18 protein-coding genes are annotated in these 15,870 nt (G+C 61.0%); all 18 read right to left on the reverse strand.

Annotation, left to right across the window (positions count from 1 at the left end; genetic code table 11):
• Window positions 1–2: 2 nt before the first annotated feature.
• Window positions 3–293 (reverse strand): IcmT/TraK family protein, encoded by a 291-nt coding sequence (icmT, locus tag K5Y30_RS24135; RefSeq protein ID WP_222213907.1) that lies wholly within the window; start codon window positions 291–293, stop codon window positions 3–5.
• Window positions 290–1,456, reverse strand: a complete 1,167-nt coding sequence (gene traJ, locus K5Y30_RS24140; protein WP_222213909.1) for a plasmid transfer ATPase TraJ — start codon at window positions 1,454–1,456, stop codon at window positions 290–292. The genes icmT and traJ overlap by 4 nt, the downstream gene beginning before the upstream one ends.
• Window positions 1,456–2,280 carry a type IV secretory system conjugative DNA transfer family protein gene (locus K5Y30_RS24145; protein WP_222213911.1) on the reverse strand — a complete coding sequence of 275 codons (825 nt, stop codon included), beginning with the start codon at window positions 2,278–2,280 and terminating at the stop codon, window positions 1,456–1,458. The genes traJ and K5Y30_RS24145 overlap by 1 nt, the downstream gene beginning before the upstream one ends.
• On the reverse strand, window positions 2,277–2,756 hold the full coding sequence (locus K5Y30_RS24150) for a DotD/TraH family lipoprotein (protein WP_222213913.1): 480 nt from the start codon (window positions 2,754–2,756) through the stop codon (window positions 2,277–2,279). Before K5Y30_RS24150 ends, K5Y30_RS24145 begins: the two co-directional genes overlap by 4 nt.
• A 51-nt stretch (window positions 2,757–2,807) precedes the next feature.
• Entirely contained in the window at window positions 2,808–3,278 is a 471-nt protein-coding gene (locus K5Y30_RS24155) for a lytic transglycosylase domain-containing protein (RefSeq protein WP_222213915.1), read from the reverse strand.
• Between the two features lie 62 nt (window positions 3,279–3,340).
• On the reverse strand, window positions 3,341–3,814 hold the full coding sequence (locus tag K5Y30_RS24160) for a lytic transglycosylase domain-containing protein (protein ID WP_222213917.1): 474 nt from the start codon (window positions 3,812–3,814) through the stop codon (window positions 3,341–3,343).
• A complete protein-coding gene (locus K5Y30_RS24165; RefSeq protein WP_222213919.1) occupies window positions 3,799–4,413 on the reverse strand; it encodes a prepilin peptidase in 615 nt (204 codons plus the stop codon). The genes K5Y30_RS24160 and K5Y30_RS24165 overlap by 16 nt, the downstream gene beginning before the upstream one ends.
• 1 nt (window position 4,414) lies before the next feature.
• Entirely contained in the window at window positions 4,415–4,843 is a 429-nt protein-coding gene (gene pilM, locus K5Y30_RS24170; RefSeq protein WP_222213921.1) for a type IV pilus biogenesis protein PilM, read from the reverse strand.
• A gap of 109 nt (window positions 4,844–4,952) precedes the next feature.
• Window positions 4,953–6,074 carry a site-specific integrase gene (locus K5Y30_RS24175; protein WP_222213923.1) on the reverse strand — a complete coding sequence of 374 codons (1,122 nt, stop codon included), beginning with the start codon at window positions 6,072–6,074 and terminating at the stop codon, window positions 4,953–4,955.
• A 584-nt stretch (window positions 6,075–6,658) separates the two neighbouring features.
• A complete protein-coding gene (locus K5Y30_RS24180) occupies window positions 6,659–6,904 on the reverse strand; it encodes a hypothetical protein (protein WP_222213924.1) in 246 nt (81 codons plus the stop codon).
• A gap of 68 nt (window positions 6,905–6,972) precedes the next feature.
• On the reverse strand, window positions 6,973–8,196 hold the full coding sequence (gene pilV, locus K5Y30_RS24185; protein WP_255606814.1) for a shufflon system plasmid conjugative transfer pilus tip adhesin PilV: 1,224 nt from the start codon (window positions 8,194–8,196) through the stop codon (window positions 6,973–6,975).
• A 12-nt stretch (window positions 8,197–8,208) separates the two neighbouring features.
• On the reverse strand, window positions 8,209–9,147 hold the full coding sequence (locus tag K5Y30_RS24190; RefSeq protein WP_222213926.1) for an ATPase, T2SS/T4P/T4SS family: 939 nt from the start codon (window positions 9,145–9,147) through the stop codon (window positions 8,209–8,211).
• 46 nt (window positions 9,148–9,193) lie between these two features.
• Window positions 9,194–9,697, reverse strand: a complete 504-nt coding sequence (locus K5Y30_RS24195; protein WP_222213928.1) for a type 4 pilus major pilin — start codon at window positions 9,695–9,697, stop codon at window positions 9,194–9,196.
• Between the two features lie 99 nt (window positions 9,698–9,796).
• On the reverse strand, window positions 9,797–10,864 hold the full coding sequence (locus K5Y30_RS24200; protein ID WP_222213930.1) for a type II secretion system F family protein: 1,068 nt from the start codon (window positions 10,862–10,864) through the stop codon (window positions 9,797–9,799).
• Entirely contained in the window at window positions 10,861–12,378 is a 1,518-nt protein-coding gene (locus K5Y30_RS24205) for a GspE/PulE family protein (RefSeq protein WP_255606804.1), read from the reverse strand. Before K5Y30_RS24205 ends, K5Y30_RS24200 begins: the two co-directional genes overlap by 4 nt.
• A gap of 9 nt (window positions 12,379–12,387) precedes the next feature.
• Window positions 12,388–12,813 carry a type IV pilus biogenesis protein PilP gene (gene pilP, locus K5Y30_RS24210; RefSeq protein ID WP_222213932.1) on the reverse strand — a complete coding sequence of 142 codons (426 nt, stop codon included), beginning with the start codon at window positions 12,811–12,813 and terminating at the stop codon, window positions 12,388–12,390.
• Complete coding sequence (gene pilO2 / locus K5Y30_RS24215; RefSeq protein ID WP_222213934.1) at window positions 12,800–14,155, reverse strand: type 4b pilus protein PilO2; 1,356 nt, start codon at window positions 14,153–14,155, stop codon at window positions 12,800–12,802. Before pilO2 ends, pilP begins: the two co-directional genes overlap by 14 nt.
• Window positions 14,156–14,160: 5 nt before the next feature.
• Window positions 14,161–15,870: a PilN family type IVB pilus formation outer membrane protein gene (locus K5Y30_RS24220; protein WP_222213935.1), complete on the reverse strand. Its 1,710-nt coding sequence runs from the start codon at window positions 15,868–15,870 to the stop codon at window positions 14,161–14,163.

A 15,870-nucleotide genomic window follows, 5' to 3' on the forward strand; every position in this document is an offset into this window, starting at 1 on the left:
GGCTACTCACCGTCGGTAAAGCGTCGGTACCACCACGGCCGGCCGCTCAGGCTTTTGCCGCGCGCGAGGCGGACCACGCGCGTCAGCAGCTCGGTGACGCCCCAGCCGAAGGCCTTCAGCAGGCGGAACACGGCGATGATGCCGGACACGACGTAGAGGGTGTTCATGGAGGGGAAGCGGAACCAGAAGAGATAAAGCAGAAACAGCCAGGCGGGGATACCGAGAAAGTTCAGCGGAGGGCCTGCCCACCGCCAGAACCCCGGCGGATAATCCTCTTTTTTAAATTCACTCACGCGATCCCCTCCTCAAACTCACGTCGCTGGCGCGGCGACATCACCACGGCCAGCTCGGATTCGGCGATGCGGCCGGCGCGGTAAAGCTGCCAGCCCTGGTCGGCAATCCGGCGCTTTTCCTGCCGGATAAGGGTGTTGATGTGCTGGCCCCACTGCGACCACGGCATGCCGGCGAGCTTCTCGCGCAGGTAGTAGTCGAAAATGATAAATTCACGCACTGCGATGCGCTTACCGTCGGTGCTGCGCAGCAACTTCTGCACGACGACGTACTGCAGCACGCCCAGCAGCGACCATGCCATGGCATCGCGGCTTTCGTGCGGAAACTCATTGATGAGGCGCGGAAATACTTCTCCCGGGGAGTTGATGTGCGTGGTGGAGAGCAGCAGATGGCCGAGCTGGCCGGCAAGGATGCCCGCGCTGATGGTCTCGAGATCGCGCATCTCCCCCACGCCCATTACCGACGGCGCCCGTCGCAGGTCAGCGCGGATGCCAGTGGCAAAGTCTGGAATGTCTTTGCCTACCTGAGACTGCAGCGGCGGCAGCACGTCACCCGGGCGGCCCAGGATGAACTCAATCGGGTCCTCCTTGGTCGTGACCTTGCGGTCGGGGTCCGTGTCCAGACAGTAGCGATAGGTTGAGGCGAGCGACGTGCTCTTACCCGAGCCTGTGATGCCGCCCCACAACCCTAGTCCCTCCGCTGGCAGGATGACGGCCATCAGTTCCGGCTCCAGCCCGAGGCTCTCCAGCGGGGGAATATCGGAGGGAATGACCCGCAACGTCCAGCCGATCGTGCTGTCCTGACGTCCCGCCGTGCCCTGCAGCAGATTGACGCGAAAGCGGATGCGCTCGCCGCGGTTCAGCCCCCAGCGGCCGGACATATCGCCGTCGAGCTGCATCGCGCGGTCAGCGGGCTCCCCGCCCCGCACCAGCGGGCGCAGCTCCGGTGTAAACACCTCGTCCATCAGCTTGGCCATGGTGTCGTCCGCCACCGCAAACGGGCTTGCCCTGAGCAGGCGGCCGTAACGGCCGACCACAAAGTGGTTGTCGCCCTGCAGGTGAATGTCGCTCACGTTGTTGCGCGCGCACCACACCATAAAGCCGCGCAGCGTATCGGCGCTGAGGCCGCCGCTGAAGTCATAGCGTTCGAGATCTGAGGCTGCCATCAGCGCTTCTCCGTATTGATGACCGGCTTCCACTTCGCCTTGTCGGTGACAAAGCCGGCGCGGGATTCGAGGCGTCGCTCGCGGTCGCCGGTGGTGAGTTTGTTGCTGTCGCCAGTGACCGTCTGCTGGCGCTCGGTCACCACCGGCGCGGTGATGAGGTTCTGACGGCGCAGCAGCACATACTGCAGCATGCCGTTGTAGTCGCGCGTCAGGCGGTTGACGTTGGCCTCCAGCGTCTCGTCGGCGCTCTGGCGCCCTTCCGCCCAGCCTTCGTTGACCGCCGCCTGCCAGATGTCGCGCTGCACGCCGTTTTCCGGGATAAGCCCGCCTGCCGGCTCGTCCGGCGGTACGGTGCTGAGCCCGGCCATCAGCCAGCCGCGCCACGTCGGCGGGTTGCTGACGAAGCGCTCAGGCTGGATGATTTCGTACACGTGGCTCGCGGTGCGTATCTGGTCGGGCGTGACGTGCGCCACGTCCACCGCCTCGGTGATAACCGGCGGCAACCAGCCGCGGCTGCTGATGAGCGGGCGGAAGTCATAGGTGGCATCGAGCTGCTTAGCCCGCGCCTCCAGGTCGCGGCGCAGTTCCCACGCCCGCTGCGCCTTGCCGCCGCGAAAGCCGGTGGTGCGCCCGCCCTCGGTCAGCATCTGCCGGCGGTTGTCGGAAACGTCAGCGGTGTCACGCTTTTGCGGTGACAGGTAGGCTTCCGGCCCCGGCGGCGGCGCGCCGTCAGGCCCGGGCGCAGGTGCCGCTTTCGTAAAGTGAAATCCCGCGCAGCCCGCCAGCAGCGCGGGCAGCAGCAGGACGCAGAGTCGGGCTTTCATCGGCGGCCTCCCTTATGGTTACGTCCCGGCTCAGCCGGCAGCGAGGGCATAAACTGCAGCACCATCTGCCCGGGGTACGTCACGAACGTGGCGCGCCAGGCGGTCTGCATCTCAGTCATGCGCAGGACGTTTGCATAGGTGACGTCCTGCACCTCAATGTCCACGGGCAGCGGCAGGCGCACGCCTGTGTAGCTGAACTTCAGGCCGCGGGCGCGGGCCAGCGCGCTCAGCAGCTCCACGGCGTCGCCGTTCCAGCTGAAAGTGACGCGATCGCTGTCGGCGCGGATGATGGTCACCGGCAGCGGCGAGTCTTCCCGCAGATCGCCCTCCATCCACAGCTGCGTAAGCTGCTGTGATGCTTTTGACTTTGAGGTGACAGCGTGTGCTGGCGCAGCGGCGTCTGCATGGGATTGAGGATGCAGCTGACAGCCGCACAGCAGCAGCGCCGGCAGCGCGGTAAGAATGCGTTTTTTCATGGTGTCTCCGGGAGTTGCCGGTCTTCAGTAGGAATTAGCAGGCGGCGCCGTTCAGCGGCTGGCCAGCCAGATGGAATAAACTTTTCGGGCATACAGCATGCGGCGGGCCTGATTGCCGTCGGCAAAGCCGGCGTTGTAGCTGCCGAGACACTGCCAGGTCAGGCCACACACCTGCAGGTGCTGCGCGAGGATCCACGCGCCGGTCTGTACGTTCAGGCAGGGCTGCGTCAGGAGGTCGCGTTCATCACTAATAACGCCCATGGCTTTGAGCTTTGCCAGATGCGTGGAGTTAATCTGCATAAGGCCAAAATCGCGGCTGGTCACCCGGCCCTGTCTGTCACGGTTGAAGCCGACTGCGTGGGGGTTCATGCCGCTTTCGACCTGGGCGATGGCCCGCAGCAGCTGCGGCGAGACGTGATAGCGTGCACCGGCCTCACGAAAGCAATAAGCCTGCGCAGAGACGGAAAAAAACAGCGCGGCCGCCAGCAACAGCAGCGTGCGCCAGAAGTGTATGGTCAGCATGGGGGAATCTCCGGCACCGGAGAACCGGGCCTGTCAATAATCGGGGGAGCTGCTCTGCGGGCTCAGTTACCCGTCAGTTCGATGTAGCGTGCGTACACCTTGCGGGCATAGCGCATGCGGAACGGTTCGTTCGCATTTCTGAAACCGGCGTTATAGGCCCCGACCGACGTCCAGTTCACGCCGTTCTGCGCGATATTTTTCGCCAGTATCCAGGCGCCCACGTGAATATTCTGGCAGGCGTTACCGAGCAGGACCTCGCGCGTAATGCCCATGGGGCGCAGCACCGGGAGCCAGGAGGAGTTAATCTGCATCATGCCGAGGTCTTCGCTCAGCACCCGCCCGTTTTTTTTGTTCAGCCCGATTGCGCCGGGATTCAGCCCGGTTTCAACTTCGGCGATGGCCTGCAGCAGACGCCAGTCGACGCTGAAGCGCACGCCGGCTTCACGAAAACAGCGGGCGGCTTCCGGCGGCGCTTTTGCCGCGTAAGACGCGCCTGCCGCGACCAGCAGCAGGCAGATAATTACAGGGCGCCACATAGCGAGACCGCCACAAAGACCGGATAAAGCACGGTGATGAACGGCACGCCGCGCACGAATCGTCCCGCAATTGCGGTCAGCACCAGACTCAGGGCCAGACATGCCCCGGACCAGGTTGGCGTCAGCCAGGCCCCAATGGCCGGCAGCACGTACAGGTCGCCCGAGGCCAGCGCAGGCGGCTGCGATCGCAGCCAGGTGATAAGGTTCAGCAGCAAAGCCGGCAGAAGCATCACCGCCGCCCCGGTCAGGGCTGGAATGGCGTCGGGCTCTCCCGGCAGGAGCGTAGTAAGCGCAAGCCAGGAAAGCAGAAAGATGAGCAGGTCTGGCACCCACTGCGTGACACAGTCGATGTAAGCGGCGCTGCCGAGCAGGAGTACGAACAGTACGAACGCGGGATTGTGCGTTACAACCCACGCAGGGAACACGCCGCCACAGAGCATCACCGCCGCCAGCAGCGGCCGGATGGGCGCCACATCAGGGTAAGTCTGTGTTTCAGTGGCTGAGGCCTCTGCGGCGAGTCTGGCGCCCGCATACAGCGCCGGAAGATTAAAGGCCAGCATCGCGGAAAAGATCAGTACGGCGGGGATAATCAGCATCATGCTACCTCACGTAAACCACATAACCGGCCGGTATAAAGTCGGGCCGGGCAATCCGCCCTGACGGCGTATTAATGCCTGCCGCATCGGACAGACCAAAGTGCGAACTGTTTTCCGTGTCGCCCATCAGCTGTGCGTACAGACCCGGAGAGGACGGAGTGAAAACGTAACCAGTGCCACCGCTGATGCGCAGCTGAATGCCGGTGTTGCGCGGCAGCCAGGAAGGCAGAGTGATCCGCGCTGCAGCGTCTCCCTCCGCCGGCGTACTGCCGGTCCAGAGGTCGTTAAATGCAGCGACGTAATTCAGAAACTGGCCTGAAAGCTGCGCCTGCGTCACGCTCGCCACGCTCTCACGGCTGACGTCGTTAACGCAGGACAGCAGAATGCTTACCGCGGCCAGCAGGACGGCGGCGAAGAAAACGGACGATCGCATAATATATCCAGAGAGTGATGACAGAGCCTGCCCGCAGAGCGGGCAGGAGGATGCCCGCAGGGGGAATTAATCCCCGCGCAGGTCAGAATCCATGAAAAGTTTCAGGCGTTCAGAGCGGCTGAATGAGTATCCATCGGGTATCGTTGGCCTGTACCGCTCCCGGTGGCGGAAGCCGTTTACCGGCGCAGGCTGCCCGTGCCTGTATTCGCAGCAAATCGGTCGACGCCCTGAAAAGCGCCTCCTCTCGCGATGCTGCTGGCAGCGTCAGGTGGTCCAGGTCGGCGAAATGCACCGTGACGGCTCCATTTTCTTCGCAAAACTCAGCGGGATACGGTACGAAGAGTGCGGCAAACTTCTGCGCCTGCCGGCGCCGGACGTCGAGCTTGCTGACCAGCTGCGTGGCGCGCAGGTGCGTGTAGCGTTTTAGCATGTTCAGGCTTTTGTGCCCGGATATGGCGGCCACCTCCATCACGTTCAGGGTGCCCAGCTCAAACAGCCGGCTGACCGCCTCATGCCGCAGATCGTGAAAATGCAGATCCTCTATGCCGAGCCCGGCAAGCGTCACGCGCCAGGCACTTTTGAAACCGTTGGAGGTATAGCTGAACACCGGACCGGAGAGCGCAGCGCCAGACTCACGCAGCGCCTGCCGCGCTTTAAAGGACAACGGCACATCGCGTGCCGTACCGTTTTTGGTCATTGGCAGATGAGCAATTCCCAGGTTCAGGTCCACATGCTCCCACCGCAGCGAAAGAATCTCTCCCTGACGCATGGCGGTTTCGATGGCCAGCGTAAATATCACCGCCAGCTCAGCGTTACGGGCGAGCAGTGAGCGCCTGATCCTCCTCTCCTCAACAGACGTCAGTCGACGTGTTCTGCCAGAGGATGCCTGCGGTTTACGGACGTGTTCGACCGGATTATGCGTGCAGGTTCCCCACTCGATGCGGGCCAGATTGTAGAGCGCCGATAGCAGCGCCAGCTCGAGTCTCACCGTGTTAGCACTCACCGTTCTTCCCGTACGCTCGCTGACTGTTCCCAGACGGGCGTCGCGATAAGAGGCGATATCCACTGAGGTGATTTCATCCATGTACTTTTCTGCAAGCGACGATCGCTTCAGCACGTTGATGCGATAAAACTCCTGCAGATAGCCGCGTTTTTGTACGGATATCGTGCGGCAGTATTTATCGAGCGCCTTCGATAAGGCCATTTTTCTGATACGTTGCCTGATTGCCATAGCCCCCCCAAAAAACAGGGAGCCGATATTACACAACCTAATGACATCACTGCCAATCCGGTGTGTGGGCTGCATCAAATTCTTCCAAACAAATAATCACCGCATCAGCAGATATGGACCGATATTCCGGTGTAACCGCAACCTGCCCCGCCCCAAAGAAAATAGTTGGGGGAGGCGGCAACTGCATTAGTCCCAGCGGGCAGGGATCTGTATGGATGGTTCAGTCTCAGCCAACAAGCGATACAACATGGTTTACCTACTGCGACTCGACAAAAAACCAGACAATTCGCTCAGTAAGTTACGCCGTTTGTGAATGAGTAAAATCAATAAATTAACCTCCCTGCCAATCCGGTGTGTGGGCGAAATCCGCTCAGGGCCACACTGGGTATTACTGCCGCAGGACTTCATTTGATAAAGGTCGCTCTGATGACTACGTAGGTTATACGCCGAGAACCGATGATAACTGCCCGGTTATTCAGCCCGGCCAGGCCCCGAACGGGTACTGCAGTTGTATAAAAGTCATACTGGATTATTGATAATGCACCACCATCCTGACGACTAACCTTCATGGCAGGAGGAAAACATCAATATCCGACGGCAAACCAGGAGGTGCCGCTGGCGCCGGGTTCACTGGTAAAGGTAAAGCACGAGTTATTCACGGAGCCGATATAGTCATGGCCATTATCACCGTGAACCTGACGTCCCATGCTGATAACACTGACGTTTAAAACAGTTGTATTGAATGGTGTGGTGAAACAGGCTGAGGAGTTATCGCCATGTGCTGAAGTATATCCCCACTGCATCATCAGGCCGGTGTCTGTATCCAGCACTTTATAGCCATTCTGACCCAGACTATACGCGCCGCTTTTGGCCCCTCTCCACACACCGGATTGGCAGGCTAATTAGCAGAGCAGAAAACCGGCACTTGCCAGTTAGATGCATAGGCCCCAGAGCACCCCTCTCCGAGGGTGTACCATGATGACCAATCTCCATCATGATTCATTCTTCCAATCTCTATTGGCCACTCCGAGCCGCAACGGTTTGCACATACACGGGTAGAGCCGCCTTCGGCTTTTTTCCACACACCGGATTGGCAGGAAAGTATGGCGCCAGCGCCGTCACGGCTTACCGCCCCCCAGGTGTCGCAGTATGTGCCAACAGTATTGACCTGCTGAAGCTTGAGAATTCCGCCGATTACGGCATCATGCGCGCTTCGCAATGTGCCGTTTGCCAGCACGTCATTATTGGCCGTCACGTTACCGCCGGCCGTGATGCTGTTGTTTGCTGTAATATTTCCGTTCGCGACCACGCTGCTGTTCGTTGTGATGTTGCCAGCGGCCGCAATATTGCTGTTAGAAGTAATACTGCCGTTGGCATTGATAGTACCGTTTGACTGGATGCTCTGCGTGGCGGTCAGTCGCGCGGTATTCACGTCCGCCGACGCGTTCAGCGTTTGCGTGCCGATAGTCTTCGCGCTGCTGATGTCGTTGCTGCCCATGTTAAGCGTCGTGCCCATGGTGTTCAGTTCCGGGTGACCTGCCACGCTGTGGCGGTAGAGGTAGTCGTTGACCAGCGCGCCGTTGGAGTAGAAACCGGCAATCACCACGCTGCCGTCGCCCGGGTTATAGCCGCCGAACGCTGACAGGTTTTCCTGCCAGCTGCCGAGCGCGCCCTTCGCCACGCCGCTTTCAATGTATCCCCCCGCCGCGCCAATGTGATTAGCGAGCTTGCGGGCGTCACTGAGCGACAGCGTCGAGCCGCCGGTGAGGAACGTCATGGTGTGAAATTTATTCGTCGACGGCTGAAAAATCAGCGTGCGATAGGTCGCCGTGTAGGCGTTAGTCGCCGAATAGCCGGTCGGCAGGTAACCCGCCGTAATGAGCATCGGCACCGTCAGCGTGTACCCCGCTGAGGAGCTGCTGTTGGCCGCGATAGTGGCCTGCTGATCGGCAATGTAGCGGTTGACCGCCTTCTGCACCGTATTGGCCTGACCGGCCGCCACATTCATCCGGTATTCGTCCGCGGCCCACAGCGTGAGCGGTATCAGCAGCGTCACGATAATAACGGCAACAACCCCATAGGCCACAGTCGCATCGGTAATCTGCGCAATGCCCCGTTTCATCTTGTTCACGGTTTATTCCTTAAAGTCATAGGAGATAGAGGAGAACTGATCGTCAAAGTTGAACTGGCCCGCCATGATTTTGGCGCGGATGGTGTCAGCCGTTTTGGCGTGCCGCAGATTAAAGCCGGTAATGTCCACCTGACGCTGATTATTGGCAGGATTTACCCGCATTTTCTGGTGCGCCAGCACGTACAGCGTGCTCGCAATGTTGGCCTTGGCGGCCGGGCTTATTTCCTCACAGAACATCACGTAGCGTTCCAGCGCTTCCTTAACGGACGCGGCATGAATGGTCGACACGACGAACATGCTGAGCGAGGCTTTAAGCACCTCGTGTGCCGTGGCGCCGTCCCTGATCTCTCCCAGCAGAAACGCCGAAGCCCCCATGCGGTAGGCCTTTCGCGTCGCGCTGGCGTACCCTTCGTTCTCCCCGACCTCAAGCTGAATACAGCGCCCGTCGCCGTGACGGCCCTGCAGCAGGGTTTCCGCCGGGTCTTCAATGGAAACGCCGAGGTTGCCAGTCACAACGATGCGGCGGCTCAGTATGGCGGCGGCGGAGGTGGTTTTCCCCGCCCCCATTTCGCCGGAAATGAGCACCAGCCCTGTTGCGCTGGGCAGCTCTACGGAACGGCGCAGGGGCGTGCTGAGTGGAATATCATCAAAAGCCGGCAGAGTGGCCGGGGTCTGGCGCAGCACTAAACCGGTACGCCCCATTAAGTCGCGGGAGACCGTGGCACGATACAGACGCTCACCATAAAAGCAGGAGAACTCATTACGCCCGGTCTCCTGATGCCTGCGTTCGCAGAGCGCGCGGAGCGCCTGCACGTCAGAAGCAATATTCTCAGGCACGGGCATCAGCAAACGGCTGGCTCCGACTAGTCCTTTGATTTCGGCATAGTCTTCGCCGAGGTAGAGATCGATAAAATCGGTCTCGCTGAGCGCAGTGGCGGTCATAGTCAGTCGGTCCGGATAAGTGCCGCCGGCGTGCGGCGGCGTTGCGTTAAGACTTGGTGGTAAACGTCAGCGTGTTGTCACCGTCCACGCAGGCGGTCGCAGCGTTGGCCGCGGTCACCTCGGAGGTAAACGTGGTGTTGTTAATTTTGGTGGATGCTAGGTCGGCGGTGCCGATGCTGCGCGCGACCTTCACGCAGTCACGCTGCGGCAGGCCCGCGTCGGTCACGATAAAGCCCACGCCGTTGCCCTTCACCGTGACCTGTCCGCCTGACTTGTTGTAAATCAGGTTGTTGGTGATGGTGTAACTTTTCGAAATGCTGCCACCCTTCACCAGCGCAGGCACGTAATCGTCCGTACCATAGCCGCTCGATGCGCGCAGGTTGCGCGTCTCGTTCATGACCGTTGTCACGAGCGTAACCTCGCTTGTGCTGTTCACGTAGAAATAGGCCAGCGCGCCCGCCGCCACGACCAGGCTGATAACCACGATCATGATGCCCAGCGAACTGATGGAGTCAGTAATGTTCGCAATACCCTTTTTTAACTTCTTCATTTCATCACCTTTGAGGAGACATACGGAAAGAAGCCGCGCGGCGACGGCCGGGCGGCTGACTGGAAAAAACATGGTGCGTTGAAGCGAACGGCCGTCCGCCTAGTTAAAGAAAAATGCCTTCTGGATGAGGCTGAACATGATGAGCATCAGCGAAGCAACCAGCACCCCGCACAGCAGCAGGCTGACGATGCGCAGGCGATCGCCGGTGCGCTCGACGCTGCTCACGGTGCGCTCAAGCCAGGTAGCCGCAAAGCGTTTCAGCGACCCTTCGCTGTTCCGGGTCTCAAACAGGCTCTGCAGCTTGACGATGGCGCGCTCGTCGGGAAACTCATAATCCGTGGCGTCCAGCGCCACGCCAAGGTTCTTTTCACCGGAGGAAATAGCCAGCTCCAGCGCGTCAAGACGCTCGTAGAGCCAGGCAGAACGAGTGGATGCCTTCATGGTGGCCACGGCGCGCTCCATCGGTATCCCGGCAGCGTCCATGGCGTTAACGTTCATGATGAACGCCGCGCCGTGAATGCGCCGGTAAATGGACCACGGCGGAAAGCGGTCCAGGAAGAAGCGCAGGCGCCCGGTCAGCCGGGGCAGCGACCACACGACCAGCGAAACCAGGATAGCGAACAGCAGCAGCAGCGCCCACCACCAGTCTGAAAGCAGCAGATAAAAGTAGTAAACCGCCGTCTGCAGGCCGTTCCACTGGCTGAGGGGTACCGCCTGTATAATCACCGGTACCAGCATCATGCAGAACATGACCACCACGCCCACGGTCAGCAGCGTCAGGTATGCCGTCACGGCGACGGTCGATTTCACCGTGCCGCTGATGCGCCCGGTGCCGCTGGCGATATCAATTGCATTGATAAAGCCGTCCTCGGGACGCCCGGCCAGATCACAAGACTCAATAATGCTGAGCTCCTGATCCGGGATCCACTCGCGCAGCGAATCAGCCAGCCCGAAGCCGGCGCCGAGATTTTCCGCGCATTCGGTCAGTATCTGCGCTACGGCATCGCCGGGGTTCTTCCCGCGCCGGCTGTAGTTGTCGATAAGCTTCTGATAGGTCTCTTTAGCGCCGCGGCCGTCCAGCAGGTACTGACGGAAATCGTCATATATTTCGATGCGGTCCTGCGCGCTGAAGGTCGCCTGATAAATTGCACGTGCCAGTCTGTTCACAGGTCACTCCCCGCTTTCAGTCGGGCGTCCCGGTCCAGGTTGATGATGCGGCGGTGCGCCCATACGGGATCCGTGACGCCGCTGTTAATCAGGCGCAGCAGGTTCTGACAGAGCGTGACGCCACCGCGGTCAATCCAGTCGAGGTAGGCGGTCATTTTGCCCTTTTCGCTGTAAAGTCGCATAAAGCGGTTATCCGTCTCAATGACTTCAAAAATGCCGGTACGCCCGTGTATGCCAGTGTTACCGCAGCAGTCGCAGCCGCCTGGATTGCGCAGATAAGCGCGGGCGGTGACCGCATGCGTTTCCACCATGTCCTGCATGACCGGACTGACGCTGCCGCGCCCATCCTGCCAGGGAATGCGGCAGTGCGTGCAGAGCAGCGGCACCAGTCGCAAACCGACCAGGCAGGAAATGATGGTCGGATCAAACAGCAGATCTTCTTCGACCCCAAAGCGGCGCAGGCGCTGCAGAATATCCGCTGGTGAGTTGGTATGGATGGTGCTCAGTACGGGGGCGCCGGTTTGTATGGCCTCTACGACGCCGTTGGCGGTACCCGCGTCGCGTATCTCGCCGTTGTATATGCGGTCAGGATCCATACGCAGCAGGTTTTTAATGGCTTCCGCAAAGGTCTGCAGGCCGAGCGGCGTCTGAAACACCCCTTCAATCGGCGACTCAATGGGGTCTTCCACGGACATGATGTTTTCGCCCGGATCCTCACGCGCCAGAAACTCGGCGGAGACCTGACACACCGTGGACTTGCCGTGGCCGGTTGGCCCGCTGAAGAGGGTCCCGCCTGAGCTGGTCAGCGCACGCCGGAGCGTGGTTTCTTCCGCCGGCGTCAGCCCCAGCTGTTCAAAGTGCAGGCTCTGCTTGCGGCGGCTCACCAGACGCAGCGCCACCGCCAGACGCCCCTGCCCGCCAGGACGGCTGGCAAAGCGGATGGTGCTGAGGCCGTAGCCGTTCACGAACTCCTCACGCACGCGTGCGTCGCAGGGCTCGGTAAAGCTCAGCGTGGTTTTGCTCTGCTCCTCGCTCATCCAGTTATAGAGCGTGTTCACAACGCGCGTCCCCCACTCTGCCGAATGCGAATGCATTGGCCGCAGGTTACCGTCAATGCGGTAGAGCACGCGCGTATACCTGTGCTCAATACGGATATGAATGTCCGAACCGCGCAGGTCGGTCGCCTCGGCTATCAGGCCGAGGATGAGGTTCTGGACGTCGCTCGCCCCCGCCACGCTCTCGGGGCGATCGCTAAACTGCTGCGAAATTTTCGCAAGTTCCTCGCGGTTGCACCAGGTCACGCCCGGGTTTAGCCCCTGGCTGCGCAGCTGCTCGCGGAGCTCAAAGTACTCGGTACTGTCATCCAGCTCGTTCAGCACGTACAGGCAGTGAGAGTGGCTCTGTTCGTCGCGGATAAAGCGGACGCTCTCGCTGATAGCCGTGGAAAAGGGACGGCCACCGGGAGGGGCCGCAAGCGGCAGCAGGGTATGGGTTTTTTCACTCAGGTTCATCATGACGTCACCTCAGTTCAGGGTAAAGACGCGACCGTCCTGTGCGCGCTTGATGACCACGCCGCGCATCGAAACGGACACCACGGTATAGCCGCCGCTGACGCTGTCGCCCGGGCGCACCTGTGTGCTGCTGCCGTCCGTAAAGCTCAGCGTTGCTATCGTTCCCGCCACCTTTTCCAGCACCGGCAGCGTACTGGCCTGTGCGACCGTGGCCGCGGTGCCCGGGGGGCCGCCGGGCACCGCGGGGATGGCGACCGGTGCGGCAACGGTGTCGGCCTGTCCCGCCGCCATTTTTGCCTTGTTGTAAGCGGCCTGCGCGTCGTAGAACACGCGACCGCTTTGCAGGCGATCGAGATCGCCCACCGTTTTAACGTCGGCTTCTGCGTGCGCAAAGCCGCAGACCAGCAGCATCAGCGCTGCGTATTTAACGTTTTCCATAGAGCGATCCTGAGAGTTTGTAGCGGACTGAGCCGTCGGAGGTGTTTATGGCCACGGTGATCTGTGAGAGGCGGATGCCGGTGAATCCGTTACCCGCAAAGATGTCGCGCGGCGGGACGTCGGTTTCGGCAGAAAACTGATACTCCTGCCAGTCCTGCACCGGCAGGTCTTCACCTTCGTTGTTCTTCTTAACGTCCTTTATCGGCACCGCCGAAACGGCCAGATCGATGTTCAGCGACTGAAAGCGCGAGATGAACTGCATCAGCCGTTCATCCGCCGGCACCATCGGGTCATCCCCTTCCGGCTTCTGCGTCTGCGGCAGCGTGAACGAGGTCTGACTACTGTCGGCGAAGCTGAACACCGGCGTGACGCCAAAGAGTGATTTTACCGCAGCCACGTAGTCCGCGGTGGTGGCCGCCGAGTTGGTGCGCCGGATGGACTGCACGCTGACGTCGCCCTGCGCGCAGACCACCGTGACACTCATCCAGCCCTCAATTGAGAGCGGCACGCGGTCCAGTACACGCTGGCACTGCCCGACGAAAGAGCCCACCGAAGGCTGCTCCGTCCATGGGTGGCGGAAGCTGGCGAGCGCAGCCTTATAGCGTGCATCTTTATTCAGTTCGGCCTGACGGACCATTTCACGCTGCAGCGCCAGCCGTGCGGCCGCTTCCCGCTCGCCTTCCAGGTGCAGCCAGAACCCCAGCGCCGCAAGCGCAAGTGCGGTCACCGTCGCGGTCGCTATCAGCTGTCCACGCGTCATGCCCCACGTCAGCGGCCGCAGCCGGAAATCCTTGCTCAGCTGCTTAGGCGCCAGCACCGTGTCAAGGTCCAGGGGGGCGGTAACGCCGGCGACAGCCGGGTCGCCATACACCGGCACCTCAAGGTCGCTTTTACTACCGCGCAGCTCGCCGCGCAGATCAATAAGCGTCTGGCGCAGCAGCTCCGCCGCATAGACCTTATCGGACCACGGATGAATGCCGCCGCGCTCCGTCTTACCGACCAGCGTGTACTGCAGGGAACCGTCCGGCCCTTCACCCAGCGGCACTACGGCAATACAGCAGCCCTCAAGCAGGGAGGCCAGCGCCACCGTCAGTGAATAGGTACCCCGCAGGCGAAGACGCGTTTTAGGCGCAAAGCCCGCCTGAATGCTGTCGCTGCGGCGCACCGCCACAAGATCCAGCCCCTGCGCTTTTCCTACGCGGCGAATCTCCTTCATGGGATTACGCTGCGCGCGAATAACCTGCCAGGTCAGCCCGACCACAAAACGGCGCTGGTTGATGGTCAGGAGGCGGATATCGCCAACGTCCTGTGCGGGCGCCGGCGTCTTCCTGTTTCTCTTCATGGCAGTTACCTGATGTAAGGCGTGACGGTAATGACGAAGGACTGACGCGTCCGGTCACCCGAGCGCTGGCCGCCGGTTACCTGATTATCCGGCGACAGCTGCCCCTGACGGTTGGAGGTCGCTACGTTCTGCTCCAGCCCGCTGATAACCACGGTCTGACCGGGTTTCAGCCAGACGCGCTGCGGAACGGAGCGGGAGTCGACCTCTGGCGCCTCCAGCTTCTCGGTGTCCGAGCTGATTTCACGCAGCTGAATCAGGCTGGAAATGTTCAGGAACATGTTCAGCATCATGCGATCGCCGCCATCGAGAATTTTCGGGAAGATGGTGATATTGGTCCCGGTAGTGACCGAGCCCGGCGTCAGAGTCTGCGACGGCAGCGTGGTGCTGCCCGTGGAGTAAACGGTGGTTGAGACGCTTTTTAAGTAAGCTATCTGACGCCCAACCACCACGGACGCGGAGGCCATGTTCGTGGTCATCAGCGGAATGGTGCGCACGTCCGCCACTTTCGCCTGCTTAGACAACGCGTCAAACAGGAACGATGAACCGGCAAACTGCCGCGCCGCGCCGGTGGCCGTGTCCAGCACCGAGAAACTGACCGAGCCAGCATCAGCTATGGTGCCGGCCGGCCCTGCCAGATTAATGCCGTACTTGCCGGCCAGCGTCTTGTAGATGACGTTCCAGTCGATGCCGACCGCATCGCTCGTTTCGGTATTGACGGTGTAAATCACCACCTTGAGGTTAACCTGACGGCTCAGCGCTTTGTTCTCAGAGGTCAGGTATTCCCCGACGCGACGCACCACCTCCGGCACGTCGGTAATAACTACCGTGCCCGTGGTCTTGTTCATGTCGAGGCGGCCCACGCCAGGCGTCAGCATGCTCTCCGCCGTGGATTTCAGGTCGTCATACAGGTTGTTGCCCATGGCGACGTCGGACTTCAGGCTCGTCCCGCTCTCGCCGGATACGCCGCCGCTGGAGCTTGAGCCCGAGCTACCGGAACCGGTGCCCCCGTCGGAGCTGCTGCTGTTGGACACGCCGCTGACCACCGAGCCGGTGAGAGCGTATTTGGCGTCAGAAGGCTCGATGTCAAAGCGCGCCGTCTGCAGATAGAAGAACGTGACCATCCCGTCCTCGTACTTCCAGGAAATGCCCAGACGTGCCGTCACGATATCCAGCAGGCCACCCAGGTTGCCGGTGTAGGTTACGCCTGAAAACGTGCGTGACGTGCCAGCTGAGGGTGCCGCCGCGCTGGCCGTAGCACCGGTACCGAAAGAGTCCAGCGGCCGCATGTCGCCGCCGGTCGGAAGTGCAGGTGACGGTACGCTGGCCAGACGCTGGGTCGGCGATCCGTTCTGGCCTCCGCCACCGCCCAGCACGGCCGCCGCGTCCGGCGTCACGCGCGTACGGATGTGACAGACCGTCGCAATGTCCTGGCTGAACTGCCAGATATCCTGCGGCTTGACGGCCCGGTAAGGCATGTTGCAGTTCACAACCTCACGGGGCGCGTCGTACTTTGCGACCGGCAGCGGCACGGGGCTCACGTACTGGCTGTTCTGAAACTGCACCACGGGGCGATTTTCCGCAGCCTGCCTGATAAGCGCGGAGGCCTCATCGGCGGTGGTGCCTGCAGAACGGTTTACATCATTAATGCGCTCCAGGGCGCAGCCCTGCAGCAGCGTGCTGCAGATCAGCACGGCAAGCGTGGATTTTTTAAACAT

The sequence above is a fragment of the Pantoea sp. DY-5 genome, assembly GCF_019795955.1.
Lineage (GTDB): Bacteria > Pseudomonadota > Gammaproteobacteria > Enterobacterales > Enterobacteriaceae > Pantoea > Pantoea leporis.